This is a genomic window from Streptomyces sp. NPDC085900, from assembly GCF_044540925.1.
Lineage (GTDB): Bacteria > Actinomycetota > Actinomycetes > Streptomycetales > Streptomycetaceae > Streptomyces > Streptomyces gilvifuscus.
This window is the reverse complement of record NZ_JBITSP010000001.1, coordinates 628,417-643,721: the sequence shown is the minus strand read 5'-3', so window position 1 is coordinate 643,721 and position 15,305 is coordinate 628,417. Positions and strand designations below refer to the sequence as shown.

At 72.5% G+C, this 15,305-nt stretch carries 13 protein-coding genes; 5 read left to right on the top strand and 8 right to left on the bottom strand.

What is annotated here, in order from left to right; all coding sequences use genetic code 11:
- Nucleotides 1-95: 95 nt before the first annotated feature.
- The 5 genes from ACIGDI_RS02820 to ACIGDI_RS02800 form a co-directional block, all read right to left on the bottom strand.
- Nucleotides 96-1,409: an RNA polymerase sigma factor gene (locus ACIGDI_RS02820; RefSeq protein WP_399889533.1), complete on the bottom strand. Its 1,314-nt coding sequence runs from the start codon at nucleotides 1,407-1,409 to the stop codon at nucleotides 96-98.
- A 102-nt stretch (nucleotides 1,410-1,511) separates the two neighbouring features.
- Entirely contained in the window at nucleotides 1,512-3,416 is a 1,905-nt protein-coding gene (gene dnaG, locus ACIGDI_RS02815; protein ID WP_399889530.1) for a DNA primase, read from the bottom strand.
- A 29-nt stretch (nucleotides 3,417-3,445) separates the two neighbouring features.
- Nucleotides 3,446-4,711 (bottom strand): NAD(P)/FAD-dependent oxidoreductase, encoded by a 1,266-nt coding sequence (locus ACIGDI_RS02810; RefSeq protein ID WP_200703028.1) that lies wholly within the window; start codon nucleotides 4,709-4,711, stop codon nucleotides 3,446-3,448.
- Between the two features lie 161 nt (nucleotides 4,712-4,872).
- Entirely contained in the window at nucleotides 4,873-6,132 is a 1,260-nt protein-coding gene (locus tag ACIGDI_RS02805) for a deoxyguanosinetriphosphate triphosphohydrolase (RefSeq protein ID WP_399889526.1), read from the bottom strand.
- A 55-nt stretch (nucleotides 6,133-6,187) separates the two neighbouring features.
- Complete coding sequence (locus tag ACIGDI_RS02800) at nucleotides 6,188-7,045, bottom strand: sirohydrochlorin chelatase (RefSeq protein WP_399889523.1); 858 nt, start codon at nucleotides 7,043-7,045, stop codon at nucleotides 6,188-6,190.
- A gap of 215 nt (nucleotides 7,046-7,260) precedes the next feature.
- Here ACIGDI_RS02800 and ACIGDI_RS02795 point away from each other — a divergent pair, with 215 nt between their 5' ends.
- Both ACIGDI_RS02795 and ACIGDI_RS02790 read left to right on the top strand, forming a co-directional pair.
- Nucleotides 7,261-7,932: a vancomycin high temperature exclusion protein gene (locus ACIGDI_RS02795; protein WP_399889520.1), complete on the top strand. Its 672-nt coding sequence runs from the start codon at nucleotides 7,261-7,263 to the stop codon at nucleotides 7,930-7,932.
- 102 nt (nucleotides 7,933-8,034) lie between these two features.
- A complete protein-coding gene (locus ACIGDI_RS02790; RefSeq protein ID WP_399889517.1) occupies nucleotides 8,035-10,155 on the top strand; it encodes a molybdopterin oxidoreductase family protein in 2,121 nt (706 codons plus the stop codon).
- On the opposite strand, the gene ACIGDI_RS02785 is transcribed toward ACIGDI_RS02790, so the two are convergent.
- The gene (locus ACIGDI_RS02785; protein WP_399889514.1) at nucleotides 10,133-10,567 is read right to left on the bottom strand and encodes a gamma-glutamylcyclotransferase family protein; all 435 of its coding nucleotides are present in this window, start codon (nucleotides 10,565-10,567) and stop codon (nucleotides 10,133-10,135) included. The two genes, ACIGDI_RS02790 and ACIGDI_RS02785, sit on opposite strands and share 23 nt — an antisense overlap.
- 129 nt (nucleotides 10,568-10,696) lie before the next feature.
- Between ACIGDI_RS02785 and ACIGDI_RS02780 the strand changes: the two genes are divergently transcribed.
- Nucleotides 10,697-12,361 (top strand): M4 family metallopeptidase, encoded by a 1,665-nt coding sequence (locus tag ACIGDI_RS02780; protein ID WP_399889511.1) that lies wholly within the window; start codon nucleotides 10,697-10,699, stop codon nucleotides 12,359-12,361.
- A 76-nt stretch (nucleotides 12,362-12,437) separates the two neighbouring features.
- Here ACIGDI_RS02780 and ACIGDI_RS02775 read toward each other — a convergent pair whose 3' ends face one another.
- On the bottom strand, nucleotides 12,438-13,019 hold the full coding sequence (locus tag ACIGDI_RS02775) for an NADPH-dependent FMN reductase (RefSeq protein ID WP_399889508.1): 582 nt from the start codon (nucleotides 13,017-13,019) through the stop codon (nucleotides 12,438-12,440).
- 281 nt (nucleotides 13,020-13,300) lie between these two features.
- Between ACIGDI_RS02775 and ACIGDI_RS02770 the strand changes: the two genes are divergently transcribed.
- Nucleotides 13,301-13,822, top strand: a complete 522-nt coding sequence (locus ACIGDI_RS02770) for a hypothetical protein (protein ID WP_399889505.1) — start codon at nucleotides 13,301-13,303, stop codon at nucleotides 13,820-13,822.
- A 134-nt stretch (nucleotides 13,823-13,956) separates the two neighbouring features.
- Nucleotides 13,957-14,577: a class F sortase gene (locus ACIGDI_RS02765; protein WP_399889502.1), complete on the top strand. Its 621-nt coding sequence runs from the start codon at nucleotides 13,957-13,959 to the stop codon at nucleotides 14,575-14,577.
- Here ACIGDI_RS02765 and cpt read toward each other — a convergent pair.
- Entirely contained in the window at nucleotides 14,558-15,094 is a 537-nt protein-coding gene (cpt, locus tag ACIGDI_RS02760) for a chloramphenicol phosphotransferase CPT (RefSeq protein ID WP_399889499.1), read from the bottom strand. The genes ACIGDI_RS02765 and cpt overlap by 20 nt on opposite strands.
- Between the last annotated feature and the right edge of the window lie 211 nt (nucleotides 15,095-15,305).

Genomic DNA, 15,305 nt, shown 5'->3' with positions numbered 1-15,305 from the left:
CCGGGGGCTGGTCCGACCTCAAGGGGCGCGGGGCCGCATCGATATGCGGCTCCGCCGCGTGGGCGCGACCAGCCCCCACACCCCCGCACCCGGCATCAATCCAGATAGCCCCGAAGCTGATCCGCGAATGCGTGATCCCGGAGCTTGTTGAGCGTCTTGGACTCGATCTGCCGTATCCGCTCGCGGGTCACGCCGAAGATGCGGCCGATCTCCTCCAGCGTGCGCGGGCGGCCGTCGGCCAGGCCGTAGCGCAGTTGCACGACCTTGCGTTCCCGCTCGCCCAGCGTGGACAGCACCGCCTCCAGGTGCTCCCTCAGGAGCAGGAACGCGGCCGACTCCACGGGGCTCGCCGCGTCGCCGTCCTCGATCAGGTCACCGAGGGCCACGTCGTCCTCCTCGCCCACCGGGGCGTGCAGGGAGACCGGCTCCTGGGCCAGGCGGAGCACCTCGCCGACGCGCTCGGGCGGCAGGTCGAGGTGGGCGGCGACCTCCTCGGGGGTCGGCTCGTAGCCCCGTTCCTGCAGCATGCGGCGCTGGACGCGGACGACGCGGTTGATCAGCTCGACGACGTGGACCGGGACCCGGATGGTGCGGGCCTGGTCGGCCAGCGCCCGGGACATGGCCTGCCGGATCCACCAGGTGGCGTAGGTGGAGAACTTGTAGCCGCGGGCGTAGTCGAACTTCTCGACCGCCCTGATCAGGCCGAGGTTCCCCTCCTGCACGAGGTCGAGCATGGTCAGGCCGCGGCCGACGTACCGCTTCGCCACGGACACCACCAGCCGCAGGTTCGCCTCGATGAGGCGGCGCTTGGCCATGCGGCCCATGACGACCAGGCGGTCCAGGTCCAGCGCCAACTCGCTGTCCAGGTCGGGGGTGTTGCTCAGCTTCTCCTCGGCGAACAGGCCGGCCTCGACCCGGCGGGCCAGTTCGACCTCCTCGACGGCCGTGAGCAGCGGGATGCGGCCGATCTCGCGGAGGTACTGGCGGAACAGGTCCGAGGACGGTCCGCCGGTGTCGGCGCGGGCCCGCTCCACGGCGGGCGTCTCCACGGGCTCGGGAGTCTCCGTCTCCAGTGCCTCGGCGGGCGGTTCGGCCGCCTCGGGCGGCCCTTCGGGTTCCACGGGGTCCGCCTCTGGGTGGTGCACGACACGGGTCTGCGGAGGGACCGCGACGAGGACGTCGGCCTCCGCGTCCGGCTCCGTGACGTCGTTGCCGGTGTCGGTCTGGGTGAGGGTCTGGGTCTGCACGCGGGCGACCTCCAGGATGATCGCTGCCAGGGGGTGCGGCAGCGGTACTTCGGGGGCGGAGTCGGCGGCCTCGCCGCTGTCCGTCCCGTACGCGTTGAGCGGAACCGCGGGGGTCTGGGACCCGTACGGGACGGATCGGCCGCGCTCCGAGGACTCAGGCACCGGAACCCAGTGTGGAGTACGACACATCGTCGCCACGAGGGGCGTGCGGTGACTTTTTGCAATCGGGCCGTGACCGGGCGGTTACCGTGCCGTCCGGACGCCTCAGAGAGCGGCGGCGCCGTGTTCGCGCAGGGCCTGGTCGTACTGCTGGAGCACCCACAACTCGTTCTGTACGGCGGCCAGTTGGGCGGGGTCGCCGGAGGTGCCGAGGCGGGTGAGGGTGGAGGTGATGTCACGGACCCGGCGCTCGACGGCCCGGCGGCGGACGGTGACCAGCTGGGCGCCCGCGTACACCTCGTCGACCGTCTTGCGCATGATCGCCTCCACGGCCAGCTCGGTGACCATGGCGCGCACGGTGTCGTCCGGGGCGGCCTCGCGCACCCGGACCAGGTAGTCCTGGGGGTCCTGTACGCCGTACTCGACACCGCCCGCGTCCATGATCGCCTGGCGTACGGCGGCGTAGGGCGCGGCGGTGAACTCGTCGGCGCCGTACGCGTCGAAGGCCGGGGAGACCAGTTCGGGCCGCTGGAGGGCGAGCTTGAGCAGTTCGCGTTCGGTGGCGTAGACGGGGTTGCGGAGGGTGAGGGCGGGGCCGGAGGCGTGGGGGCGCGGGGCGGCGTCGTAGGGCTGCTGCGGGCCGCGGCCGCTCGGCGCGGGGCCCTTGCCGCCGCGGTCGCGGGCCCAGCGGGCGAGCTGGGCGACGCGCTTGACGACGAACTGGGTGTCGAGGATGCCGAGCATGCCGGCGAGCTGGACGGCGACCTCGTGCTGGGCGCCGCTGTTCTTGATGCGGGCCACGATGGGCGCCGCCTCGTCCAGGGCGGCGGCGCGGCCGGCGGGGGTGTCGAGGTCGTAGCGGACGACGATCTGGCGCAGCGCGAACTCGAAGAGCGGGGTGCGGGGTTCGACCAGGTCGGCGACGGCCTCGTCGCCCTTGGCCAGGCGCAGCTCGCAGGGGTCCATGCCGTCCGGGGCGATCGCGATGTAGGTCTCGGCGGCGAACTTCTGGTCGTCCTCGAAGGCGCGCAGGGCCGCCTTCTGGCCGGCCGCGTCGCCGTCGAAGGTGAAGATCACCCGGGCCGAGCCGTTGTCCATCAGCAGCCGGCGCAGGATCTTGATGTGGTCGCTACCGAAGGCGGTGCCGCAGGTGGCGATGGCCGTGGTCACCCCCGCGAGGTGGCAGGCCATGACGTCGGTGTAGCCCTCGACGACGACGGCGCGGCTGGCCTTGGCGATGTCCTTCTTCGCCAGGTCGATGCCGTACAGGACCTGGGACTTCCGGTAGATCGCCGTGTCCGGGGTGTTGAGGTACTTGGGGCCGTTGTCCGCCTCGTAGAGCTTGCGCGCGCCGAAGCCGACGACGTCTCCGCCGATGTCGCGGATGGGCCACATCAGGCGGCCGCGGAAGCGGTCGATGGGGCCGCGGCGGCCCTCCTGGGAGAGTCCGGAGAGGACGAGCTCCTTGTCCGTGAAGCCCTTGCCGCGCAAGAAGCGGGTGAGGTGGTCCCAGCCCTGGGGGCTGTAGCCGACGGAGAAGTGCTGGGCGGCGGCCTGGTCGAAGCCGCGCTCGGCGAGGAAGATCCGGCCGGTGTCGGCCTCGGGGCTGGTGGCGAGCTGTTCGGCGTACCACTCGGCGGCGATCTTGTGCGCCTCGACCAGGCGGATGCGCTCGCCGCGCTGGTGGGAGGGGTTGTAGCCGCCCTCTTCGTAGCGCAGGGTGATGCCGGCCTGGGCGGCGAGGCGCTCGACCGCCTCGGAGAAGGAGAGGTGGTCGACCTTCATCACGAACGTGATGGTGTCGCCGCCCTCCTGGCAGCCGAAGCAGTGGAAGAGTCCCTTGCTCGGACTGACCTGGAAGGACGGCGACTTCTCGTCGTGGAAGGGGCACAGGCCCTTGAGGTTGCCGCCGCCCGCGTTGCGCAGCTGGAGGTACTCGGACACCACGGCGTCGATCGGGACCGCGTCCCGTACCGCCTTCACGTCCTCGTCGTTGATCCGTCCTGCCACGCGTGAATTCTACGGTGGTGGTCGGACATCTAAGAGACGAGGCTTTCGAGCGGAACGTGCGGATCCGCCAGTGCCTCCGTGTTCACCCGGGTCCTGGTGCGGATCAGCTTCTGGATGGGGTCCGTGACGTTCCACACGTTCACGTTCATCCCGGCCAGCACCCTGCCGTCCGTGACCCAGAAGGAGATGAACTCGCGCTTGCCCGCGTCTCCCCGGATCACGACCTGGTCGTAGGTGCCGGGGGGCGCCCAGCCGGAGTACTCCATGCCGAGGTCGTACTGGTCGGAGAAGAAGTAGGGCACGCGGTCGTAGGTGATGTCCCGCCCGAGCATCGCCCGGGCCGCGGCGGGCCCGCCGTTGAGGGCGTTGGCCCAGTGCTCGACGCGCACCCGGGTGTCGAACAGCGCGTGCGGGAAGGAGACGACGTCTCCGGCCGCGTAGATGTCCGGGTCGGAGGTGCGCAGCCGTTCGTCGACGACGATGCCGCCGCCGTACGCCCGGTCGGCGATCTCCAGGCCCGCGGCCTCGGCGAGGCCGATGCGGGGGGCCGCGCCGATCGCGGCGAGGACGTCGTGCGCGGGGTGCTCCTCGCCGTCGTCGCTGCGGGCCGCCAGCACCATGCCGTCCTGGCCGACGATCTCCGTCAGCTTCGCGCCGAAGTGGAAGCGGACGCCGTGCTCGCGGTGCAGGTCGGCGAAGACGGCGCCCAGCTCGGGGCCGAGGACGCCGTGCAGCGGGGTCGGCCCGTGCTCGATGACCGTGACCTCCGCGCCGTACTGCCGGGCCGCCGCGGCGACCTCCAGGCCGATCCAGCCGGCGCCCGCGATGACGAGGTGGCCGTTGTCCCGGCCGAGCGCGGCGAGGACGTGCTTGAGCCGTTCGGCGTGGGCGAGGCGGCGCAGGTGGTGGACGCCCGCGAGGTCGGTGCCGGGGATGTCGAGGCGGCGCGGCTCGGCGCCGGTGGCGAGCAGCAGCTTGTCGTAGCGGACGAGGGTGCCGTCCTCGCCGAAGCGGACCGTCTTCGCCTCGCGGTCGATGGCGTCGACGGTCTCGCCGAGGTGCAGTTCGATGTCGTTGCGCGCGTACCAGGCGGGTTCGTGCACGAAGACGCTGTCGCGCTCCTCCTTGCCCAGCAGGTAGCCCTTGGAGAGCGGGGGACGCTCGTACGGGTGGTCGCGCTCGTCGCAGATCAGTATCACGCGGCCGCTGAAGCCCTCCGCTCGGAGCGTCTCGGCCGCCTTCGCGCCGGCGAGGCCGCCTCCGACGATGACGAATGTCTGATCCGCGTCGACCACTTGATGCCTCCTACGGGGGTCTGGGGGGTGTCCCACCAGAAAACACTGTGGGTGCCGCCACATGCGAGCGTCCCGCACGGAGCGTGATGGGGGAAGAGGGAGTGGCCCGATCAGGCCACGGAGTGTCACATTCGGGCTCATTCCTCGTCACCCACGCCCCCTCAGTCTCCCGTCTGCCCCGTCAGACGTCCGTGAAGCGATCGGGCCGAGGCGTCGGTGAGGGAGGCGATCTGGTCGACGATCACCCGTTTGCGGGCACGGTCGTCGCCTGCCTGCTCGAACAGGGACCGGAACTGCGGGTCCAGGCCGTCGGGCGCACGCGCGGTGAGCGCCTGCGCGAGTTCGGCCACGACGATCCGCTGGTCGGCGCGCAGCCGCTCCTGTTCGGCGCGCTGCATCACGTAGCGGTGGGCGACGGCCTTGAGGATCGCGCACTCCAGTCGGGTCTCGCGCGGTACGACGAGTGCGGCGTCGTACCGGGTGAGCCGGCCCATGCCGTACGCGGCGCGGGTGGCGGACTCGGCGGCGAGGGCGAAGCGGCCGATGAGCTGGCTGGTGGCGTCCTTGAGACGGGCCTGGGCGACGGCCGTTCCGTCGTAGGCGTGGGGCCACCACTCCTGGTCCTGGAGGCGGTCGAGGGCGGCGGCGAGTTCGGCCGGGTCGGTGTCCGCGGGCACGTAGCGGCCGCGGGCCACCGCGAAGACCTCCTGGCGCTCGGGCTCCGCGTGCAGGCAGTCGGGGTCGATGTGGCCGGCGTGCAGGCCGTCCTCGACGTCGTGCACCGAGTACGCCACGTCGTCGGACCAGTCCATGACCTGGGCCTCGAAGGTGGCGCGGGTGCCGGGGGCCTCCTTGCGGACCCAGTCGAAGACGGGGCGGTCGTCCTCGTAGACACCGAACTTGGGCGAGGCGGGGTCGGTGGGGTGGCCGCCCCTGGGCCAGGGGTACTTGGTGGCGGCGTCCAGGGTGGCCCTCGTGAGGTTGAGGCCCACCGAGCCCTCCGGGGTGAAGCGCTTGGGCTCGATGCGGGTGAGCAGCCTCAGGGACTGCGCGTTGCCCTCGAAGCCGCCGCAGTCGTGGGCGAATTCGTTGAGTGCCTGTTCGCCGTTGTGGCCGAACGGGGGGTGGCCGAGGTCGTGGGAGAGGCAGGCGGCCTCCACCAGGTCGGGGTCGCAGCCGAGGGCCGCGCCGAGTTCGCGGCCGACCTGGGCGCATTCCAGGGAGTGGGTGAGGCGGGTGCGAGGGCTGGCGTCCCAGGCCTGGTTACGGGTGCCGGGGGTGACGACCTGGGTCTTGCCGGCGAGCCTTCTGAGCGCGGAAGAGTGCAGTACGCGCGCGCGGTCGCGTTGGAAAGCGGTGCGGCCGGGGCGTTTGTCGGGTTCTGGGGCCCAGCGTTCTGTTGCCTGCGCGTCGTACGACATGTCTCGACAGTAAGGGCAGGGACTGACAATCCGCCCCAGGGGCCGCCGGGTTCCGTCAGACGGCGAGTGCGGGTCGTGGCCGGCCGGTCGCGCCCGTGAGGGTGTCGGCCCGCACCGGCGTGGCGAGGGTCTGGTCGTACCGGTGCAGGAGCAGTTCCGCCATCGCCGGGTGGGTGCCGAGCGGGGCCGAGGCGATCCAGGGGGCGGCCTCCGCGCACTCCGTCGCGAAGCGGCCGGGGGCCGTGAAGTAGGAGGCGACCGCGACCCGGTGACGGCCGCTCGCCGCGAGGGCCCGGATCGCGTCCGGGACGGTCGGGGCCGCCGTGGTGGCGTAGGCCGGGACCACCGGGACGCCCAGGCGTTCGGCGAGGAGTTCGGCCGTGCGTCCGGTGTCGACCTTGGACTCGGGGTCGCGGGAGCCCGCGGCGGCCAGGACGACCGCGCTCGCGCGCCGCGTCCCCTCGTCCATGCGGGCGCGCCAGCCGGCCTCGACGAGGCGGGCGTACAGGGCGTCGACCAGAAGCGGGTGCGGGCCCAGGGCGTCGGCCACGCGCGCGTGCACGTCCGACGCGGCGGCCATCTCGGGGATGTCGCGCTTGATGTGGTAGCCGCGGCTGAGCAGCAGGGGTACGAGGACCGCCTCCCGCCCGCCGAGGCCGGCCAGGGTGTCGGGGAGCAGGGGCTCGTTCAGTTCGATGTGGCCCAGGTGGACGGGCAGGCCGGGGCGCCGCTCGCGGACCCGCTCCAGGAGCGCGCGGACGGTGCTCAGGGCCCGCGGGTCGCGGCTGCCGTGCGCCACGACGACCAGCGCGGGAGGGGCCGGGCGGCGCCGGCCGTCCAGGGAGACGAGGCTGAGCTGGCCCGCGAGCCGGCTGCCGATCTGGCTCAGGAGGTGCGCCGTACTGTCCGTCATGCGTCGATCCTCGCCGGGGCAGGTTGCCTCCCCGTTGCCTGGTGATGACGGGCGTTTTCCGGCGGTTCACGCCGGGGGGTGTGGGCTCTGTGAGGCCGCACGACCTGCGGTTTCGTCGCGCGGAGTGAACCTGGTCACGTAGGGTGTGCCGAACCGCGGGGCCCGACGGGACGTCTCTGACTGTCGAGAAGCAGGCGGAAGAGGGGGGACGTTCGATGCGCAGACCGCGGCTGCCACGCACGCGTACCGGACAGCGGCGGCTCGTGCAGGCCGTGATGGCCGGGTGCGTGCTGGCGCTCCTTCCGGTGACCTGGCTGTACGTCTCCACGGCCGGGCGGCTGGGCACGGTCGCGGACGCGCCGCGCACCGAGGTCGCCGTCGTCTTCGGCGCCGGTCTGTGGAACGGCGAGCCGTCACCGTACCTGGCCAACCGGCTCAACGCGGCGGCGAAGCTGTACCGCGAGAACCGCGTCGAGGTGGTCCTCGTCACCGGCGACAACAGCCGCAAGGACTACGACGAGCCCGACGCCATGCGCACCTATCTGACCAGGCACGGGGTGCCGGACGGGCGGATCGTCAGCGACTACGCGGGCTTCGACACCTGGGACTCCTGCGTGCGCGCCAAGAAGATCTTCGGCGTGGACCGGGCGGTGCTGATCAGCCAGGGCTTCCACATCCGGCGGGCGGTGGCGCTGTGCGAGGCCGCGGGTGTGTCGTCGTACGGCGTCGGGGTGGACGCCAAACACGACGCGACCTGGTACTACGGCGGCACCCGCGAGGTCTTCGCGGCCGGCAAGGCGGCGCTGGACGCCGTGTTCCGCCCGGACCCGCAGTTCCTGGGGCCCAAGGAGAAGGGCGTCGCGAAGGCGCTGGCGAGCGCCCGGTGACACGGGGCTCACGCCGGCCGGCGCGGCACGGGGAGGCCGCCGTCCCGTCCGCGTAACAAGGGGCCGCGCCGCACGTAACACGGCCGAAGCACGCTGGCCGGTATGCAGAACACCGTGACGCCCACCCACTGCCCGTACTGCGCCCTGCAGTGCGGGATGAACCTGACGCCCACCGCGGACGGCACGGTCGAGGTGAGCGAGCGCACGGACTTCCCGGTGAACCGGGGCGCGCTGTGCGGCAAGGGCCGTACCGCGCCGGCCGTGCTCTCGTCCCGGGTGCGCCTGACCTCCCCGTTGGTGCGCTCCGAGGGCACTCTGGTGCCCGCCACCTGGGACGAGGCACTGGACCGGATCGCCGGCCGGCTGCTGCGGACGCGCGCCGAGCACGGGCCGGACGCGGTCGGGGTGTTCGGCGGGGGCGGCCTGACCAACGAGAAGGCGTACACGCTCGGCAAGTTCGCGCGGGTGGTGCTCGGCACCTCCCAGATCGACTACAACGGGCGTTTCTGCATGTCGTCGGCCGCGGCGGCCGGCATCAAGGCGTTCGGGCTCGACCGGGGGCTGCCGTTCCCGCTGGAGGACATACCGAGGACCGGCTGCGTGATCCTGGTCGGGTCGAACCTCGCCGAGACCATGCCGCCGTCGCTCAGGTTCTTCACCGAGCTGAAGGAGAACGGCGGCACGCTGATCGTCGTCGACCCGCGGCGCACCAGGACCGCCGAGCAGGCCGATCTGCACCTGGCCCCGCGACCGGGAACCGACCTCGCGCTCGCCCTGGGCCTGCTGCACCTAATCGTCGCCGAGGGCCGGGTCGACGAGGAGTACGTGGCCGGGCGCACCGCCGGCTGGGAGGACGCGCGGGCCGCGGCGATGGCGCACTGGCCGGAGTACGTGGAGCGGATCACGGGGGTGTCCGTTCCTCAACTCCGTCAGGCGGTGCGGATGTTCTGCGAGCCCGAGCACGCGATGGTGCTGACCGCGCGCGGGCCCGAGCAGCAGTCCAAGGGCACCGACACCGTGGGTGCGTGGATCAACCTGTGCCTGGCGACCGGCCGGGCGGGCCGGCCGCTGAGCGGTTACGGCTGCCTGACCGGGCAGGGCAACGGACAGGGCGGGCGCGAACACGGCCAGAAGGCCGACCAGTTGCCCGGCTACCGCAAGCTGGACGACCCGGCGGCGCGGCGGCACGTCGCCGAGGTGTGGGGCGTGGACCCGGACAGCCTGCCGGGGCCGGGGCGCAGTGCGTACGAGCTGCTGGACGCGTTGGGGACGGACATCAGGTCGCTGCTGCTGATGGGGTCGAACCCGGTGGTGTCGGCGCCGCGCGCCGCGCACATCGAGGACCGCCTCAAGTCGCTCGACTTCCTGGCCGTCTGCGACGTGGTCCTGTCGGAGACGGCGGCGCTCGCGGACGTCGTGCTACCGGTGACGCAGTGGGCGGAGGAGACGGGCACGACGACCAACCTGGAGGGCCGGGTGCTGCTGCGGCGGCAGGCGATCACGCCGCCCGTCGGCGTCCGCAGCGATCTGGAGGTCATGCGCGAACTCGCCGACCGGCTGGGCGTGGAGAAGGGCTTCCCGACCGATCCCGAGGAGGTCTTCGAGGAGTTGCGCCGGGCGAGCGCGGGCGGGCCCGCCGACTACTCCGGGATCACCTACGGCAGGCTCGCGGAGGAGAACGGGGTGTTCTGGCCGTGCCCGCAGGACCTGTCCGGTCAACTCCCGGCGCAGGCGCCCGAGGAGGCCCACCCGGGGACCCCCCGTCTCTTCCTCGACCGGTTCGCCACCCCGGACGGCCGGGCCCGGTTCGTGCCCGTCTCGCACCGGCCGATCGACGAGGAACCCGACGACGAGTACCCGGTCCTGCTGACGACCGGGCGAGTCGTCGCCCAGTACCAGTCCGGTGCCCAGACGCGCCGCGTCGACGAGCTGAACGCCGCCGCGCCGGGCCCGTTCGTGGAGCTGCACCCGCGGCTGGCGGCGCGGCTCGGGGCGGCGGAGGGCGATCCGGTGGCGGTGGTGTCGCGGCGGGGGCGCGCCGTCGCCCCGGCCCGCATCACGACGGCCATCCGGCCCGACACGGTCTTCATGCCCTTCCACTGGCCGGGCGAGGGACGCGCCAACACCCTGACCAACCCGGCGCTGGACCCGACCTCGCGGATGCCGGAGTTCAAGGCGTGCGCGGTGCGGCTGGAGCCGGTCACCTCCCGGGGGAGCTCCTGAGCAGCCAGTCCCCGCTCTCGATGGGCCGCCCGCGGGCCCGCAGGCGGGCGGCGACCGAGGGGGCGGCGACGTACACCCAGGCGCGGACGAGGGCGCCGTCGGCGTCGCGTCGCACCTCGCGTTCGACGCGCTCGTAGAGGTTGCGGGGGTCCCCGGGCGCGTACTCCTCCAGCCGGTCGAGGGCGACGAGCAACTCCGCGTACCGCTCGGGCATCGCGGTCACCAGCTCGCCGCACACCTCGCCGCCGCCGGGTGCCTCCACGGCGTACGGATAGCCGGGGCCCGCGTACAGCACCGAACCGGTCAGCCGCCCCGGTTCCTCGGCGCGGGTGCGGCCGCGCAGGAAGAGGTCGTGGTTGACCTCGCCGGGGCGAAGGGTGCCGTAGACGAAGAAGGGCAGCTGGGGGCTCACAAAAACGATTCTCTCTCCACACACACCTCCTCACACGCACTCTTTACGGCTGCCTGTCATGGCCCCTTAAATCTTGGTCAACACAGCGCCGACCACCCCCACGCGCCCGGCGCCCTACCGAGGAGATCGATGAGTCGGATCCGGCTGCACCCCACCACCGCCCGCAGGTCCCGTCGTCTCGCCGCCGCCACCGCCGTGGCCGCCACCACCGCCGCCCTGCTGGCCTCCGCGCTCTCCCCCGCCTCCGTCGCCGCCGACAGGCCGACCAGGGCCGGCGCGATCGAGAACGCGGCATCGGCCCTGCTCGCCCATGCCGCGAGCCTGGGTCTGACGTCCGCCGAGGGCACGTCCGTGCGGGACGTGATCGTCGACGCGGACGGCACGCAGCACGTCCGCTACGACCGCACCTACCGCCGACTGCCCGTTCTGGGCGGCGACTTCGTGGTCCACCTGGCGCCGGACGGAAAGTACCGCAGCGCGAACCGGGCGACGCGGAGCGAGATATCCCTGGCCTCGATCGTCCCCTCCATATCGGCGCCCAAGGCCGCCGACCTCGCGGCGAACGCCCTGCGCGCCGTGAACCTCGGCGAGACGCTGAAGCAGCTGACGGCCAAGCCCCAACTGGTCGTCGACGCCCTGCACGGCACCCCGAAGCTGGCCTGGCGCACCCAGGTGGCCGCCAAGGACTCGCTGGGCAACCCGGTCGCCCGCACGGTGCTCACGGACGCGAGAACGGGCCGGCAGATCGACGCCTGGGACGACATCGAGACCGCGACGGGCGACGGCAAGTCCCTCTACAGCGGCACGGTCCCGCTGGAGACGACCCTGTCGGGGTCGACGTACCAGCTCAAGGACCCGACCCGCGGGAACACGTACACGGGCGACGCGGCTAACAAGACCGACCTGTGCTTCCTGACGAACATCTGCATCAGCCGCGCCCCGTCGACGGTGTTCACCGACACCGACAACCACTGGGGCACCGGCGCCGCTTCGGACCGCGCGAGCGCCGCGGTCGACGCCCAGTACGGCACGGACGTCACCTGGGACTTCTACAAGAACACCTTCGGCCGCAACGGCATCGGCGGCGACGGCAAGGGCTCCTACAACCGCGTCCACTACGGCAACGCCTACAACAACGCGTTCTGGGACGACAGTTGCTTCTGCATGACCTACGGCGACGGTGACGGCACGACGTTCGGGCCGCTGGTGTCGCTCGACGTCGCCGGCCACGAGATGACCCACGGCGTCACATCCAAGACGGCCGCCCTGACGTACTCGGGCGAGTCCGGCGGCCTGAACGAGGCGACCTCGGACATCCTGGGCACGCTGGTGGAGTGGTACGCGAACAACTCGTCCGACCCCGGGGACTACCTCATCGGCGAGAAGATCGTGAAGTCCGGCTTCGGCCGGGAGGCGCTGCGGTACATGGACAAGCCGTCCAAGGACGGCAACTCGGCCGACTACTGGAGCAGTTCGGTCGGCAACCTCGACGTCCACTACTCCTCCGGGGTCGCCAACCACTTCGCCTACCTGCTCGCGGAGGGCAGCGGCGCGAAGACGATCAACGGGGTCAGCTACAACTCGCCCACCTCCAACGGCTCGACGGTCACCGGGATCGGACGGGACAAGCTCGGCCGGATCTGGTACCGGGCGCTGACGGTCTACATGACGTCGTCGACGAACTACGCCGGCGCCCGGACGGCGACCCTGAACGCGGCCAAGGACCTGTACGGGGCCGGGAGCACGGAGTACAACGCGGTGGCGGCGGCCTGGAGCGCCGTGAACGTCAACTGAACCGACGTCGAATCGCGGTTGCGGCCGCTCCGGTGCTGTCCACCGGAGCGGCCGTCCCGTCTCCCCGAGCCGCCGCTCAGCCCCCGTACGGCCTGCGCTCCCGCGCCTCCCGCAACCCGCGCGCCCACCAGACCAGTTGGTCCAGCATCGTCTTCGCCGCCGCGTCCGGACCCGTCGGGTCCTTCGGACGGCCGTCCTCGAAGGCGCCGCCCGCGTTGTGGAAGGAGACGGTGTCCCGCACCGTCACGGCGTGCAGCTCGGCGAGGACCTGGCGCAGGTGTTCCACCGCGCGCAGGCCGCCCGAGACGCCGCCGTAGGAGACCAGGGCGACCGGTTTGGCCTGCCATTCCGTGTAGTGCCAGTCGATGAGGTTCTTGAGGGCCGCCGGATAGGAGTGGTTGTACTCGGGGGTGAGGACGACGAAGGCGTCGGCCGCCGCCAGTTTCGGGGTGACCGAGGACAGGGCCGCCGCCGTCTCGGGGGTCCGGGCGAAGGTCGTGGGGAGTGCGGCGTCGGCCACGTCCACGACCTCCACGAGCAGGTCGTCGCGGTCGTGGAGGCGGGTCAGGAGCCAGTCGGCGACGACCGGGCCGAAGCGGCCGTGGCGGTTGCTGCCGATGACGACGGTGACCTGGAGAGGGGCATCGGGTGTCTGCATGCCGGTCAGCGTCGTATCTCAAGTTCGGTTGAGGTCAAGTCCGGACTCCGCCGGAGCCGGATCACCCGTTCACACGCGCGCTCTGCGCCCTTCGGGTGCTCTTCCGCCGAACCCACCCGACCCGCCGTTGACCTGCTGAAACTCCCCTCGAGGAGGTCGTGGGCGCGCATGTCTGACACCCATTCACCCCATTTCTGACGCTCCTTCAGGAAGCGCGCTCGCTCCGCTGCCACTTACCTCGGAAGGGCAGAGGACACCAGCAAGAGCTCGAAGGAGCACCGATGCGCCGTACCGCCCGTCTGCTGTCCGCCGCCGCGCTCGCCGTCGCGGCCGCGGGACTCGTCGCGGCGCCCGCGTACGCCGACGACGACGAGGGCGGCCTGGAGGTGTACCCCTCCTCGGCCGAGCCCGGCGGGCAGGTCACCGTGAACACCTCGGCGTGCGACGGCGGTACGGCGGAGGGCGACGCCGGGGCCGTGGGCGCCGGTGCGTTCACGCTCGCGCCCAGCAGCCACGAGGGCGACGCGATCGGACAGTTCCGGGTGCCGCCGAGCGCGCAGCCGGGGACGTACGAGATCGTCGCGAAGTGCGCCGAGGGCGACCGCGAGGTCTCCGGCGACCTGGTGGTCACGCTGTCGCCGGTGCGGGGCCAGGTGCAGCCCCGGGGAAGTGTGAAGACGGGGGTCGGTGGCGTGATGGGCCCCGACCCCGTGCAGACCGCGGCCGGCGTGGCGGCTCTCGCCGTCGCCGCCGCGGGCGGTACCTGGCTCCTGCATCGCCGGGCGAGAGGCGACGGGATCTGACGGACACCCTCCGCTGTCCGTCCGCCGGTACCGCATGTCCCTCCCCCTCCGGGTCCGACGCCCCTCGCGGCCCGGAGGGGGACCGGGGTTCCCAGCCGTGGCAGGGTCCGCCCGCTCCCAGGCAGGAGGCTCGTGTGCGCAGGTTCAGCAATGTCGCCATAGCGTCCGTGACCGTCGTCTCCCTGTGCACGGGCGCCTGGCTGCTCGGCAGCGGTGAGGAGACCCACGCCCCGCCGCAGCCCTCCGCGGCCGAGGCCCGCTCCGGGGCCGCCGATTCCCGGTCCGCGCCCGCGCTGCCGCCGTCCCCGCCGGACCGCATCCGCATCCCGTCGATCCGCGTCGACGCCCCTCTGATGGGCCTGGGCCTCACCCGGTCCGGCAGCCTCGGCGTCCCGCCCGCCGGGGAGAAGAACCTCGCCGGCTGGTACGAGGCCGGCACCACCCCCGGCGAGACGGGGACGGCGATCGTGGCCGGCCATGTCGACAACGCCGACGGACCCGCCGTCTTCTACGACCTGGGCGCCGTGAAGAAGGGCAGCGCCATCGACGTCGACCGGCGGGACGGCAGCACCGCCCGGTTCACCGTGGACGCGGTCGAGGTGTACAAGGCGGCCGGCTTCCCCGACCAGAAGGTGTACGGCGCCGCGGACCGGCCCGAGCTGCGGGTGATCACCTGCGGCGGGGGCTACTCGCGGTCGACCGGCTACCAGGGCAACGTGGTCGTCTTCGCGCACCTCACGGGCAGTCGTCGCTGACCACGGCCGCCACGACGGTCCGCGCGCAGTCCAGGGCCTCGGTGTGCGTGGTGTCCACCTCCAGGTCGTAGACCACGCCCTGGTGGACCACCTCCGCCTGCTTCTCGGCCATGCCCGGGGCCCGGTCGCCGCGGACGATCTCCCGGCCCGCGGCCACCGCCGCCTCGCAGCGCACACCGACCCACAGCACGTCGAGGCCGGCCAGCGGTTCCCGCCAGCGATCCTGGGACGCCGCGCCGCCGAGGAAGACGTCGTCGATGATCACCCGGGCGCCCGCCCGTGCCGTCGCCGCCACGCCCCGCCGCCAGGCCGCCTCCAGCCTGGCGAACTCCGGGCCCACCTGAACCGAGCCGTCCGGCGAGACGAGCGCGGCCTGCAGGGAGGCCGGCATCGCCTCGACCAGGCCGTCGATCCCGAACGCCAGCCACGGCTCGGGCAGCAGCGCCTGCAAGCACCGTACGATCCCCGACTTGCCGGAGCTGGAGCCGCCGTTCAACACGATCACCTCAGTCGCCATGCGGTGACCGTACCGTCCGGCCGCCCAGCGCTCGTAGGCAATATCCGCGGCCGCCGGCCGGCCCGTCGAGGCGCGCGGGCCCGGGCGCCCCCGCCCGGCCTCACACCACGCCCCCGGCGTGTGCTCCGAACCCTCACACCCACCCCGCGCGGGTACTGAGGGCAGCGTTCCCCGCGGGAAACAGACGTGATGCGGTCGGGTAACACCGGCA

Excerpts from the sequence above, each read along its gene's own strand:
- ACIGDI_RS02805 (WP_399889526.1), bottom strand. The coding sequence starts at position 6,132 with ATGTCGTACGACGCGCAGGCAACAGAACGCTGGGCCCCAGAACCCGAC.
- ACIGDI_RS02800 (WP_399889523.1), bottom strand. The coding sequence starts at position 7,045 with ATGACGGACAGTACGGCGCACCTCCTGAGCCAGATCGGCAGCCGGCTC.
- ACIGDI_RS02795 (WP_399889520.1), top strand. The coding sequence starts at position 7,261 with ATGCGCAGACCGCGGCTGCCACGCACGCGTACCGGACAGCGGCGGCTC.
- ACIGDI_RS02790 (WP_399889517.1), top strand. The coding sequence starts at position 8,035 with ATGCAGAACACCGTGACGCCCACCCACTGCCCGTACTGCGCCCTGCAG.
- ACIGDI_RS02780 (WP_399889511.1), top strand. The coding sequence starts at position 10,697 with ATGAGTCGGATCCGGCTGCACCCCACCACCGCCCGCAGGTCCCGTCGT.
- ACIGDI_RS02775 (WP_399889508.1), bottom strand. The coding sequence starts at position 13,019 with ATGCAGACACCCGATGCCCCTCTCCAGGTCACCGTCGTCATCGGCAGC.
- ACIGDI_RS02770 (WP_399889505.1), top strand. The coding sequence starts at position 13,301 with ATGCGCCGTACCGCCCGTCTGCTGTCCGCCGCCGCGCTCGCCGTCGCG.
- cpt (WP_399889499.1), bottom strand. The coding sequence starts at position 15,094 with ATGGCGACTGAGGTGATCGTGTTGAACGGCGGCTCCAGCTCCGGCAAG.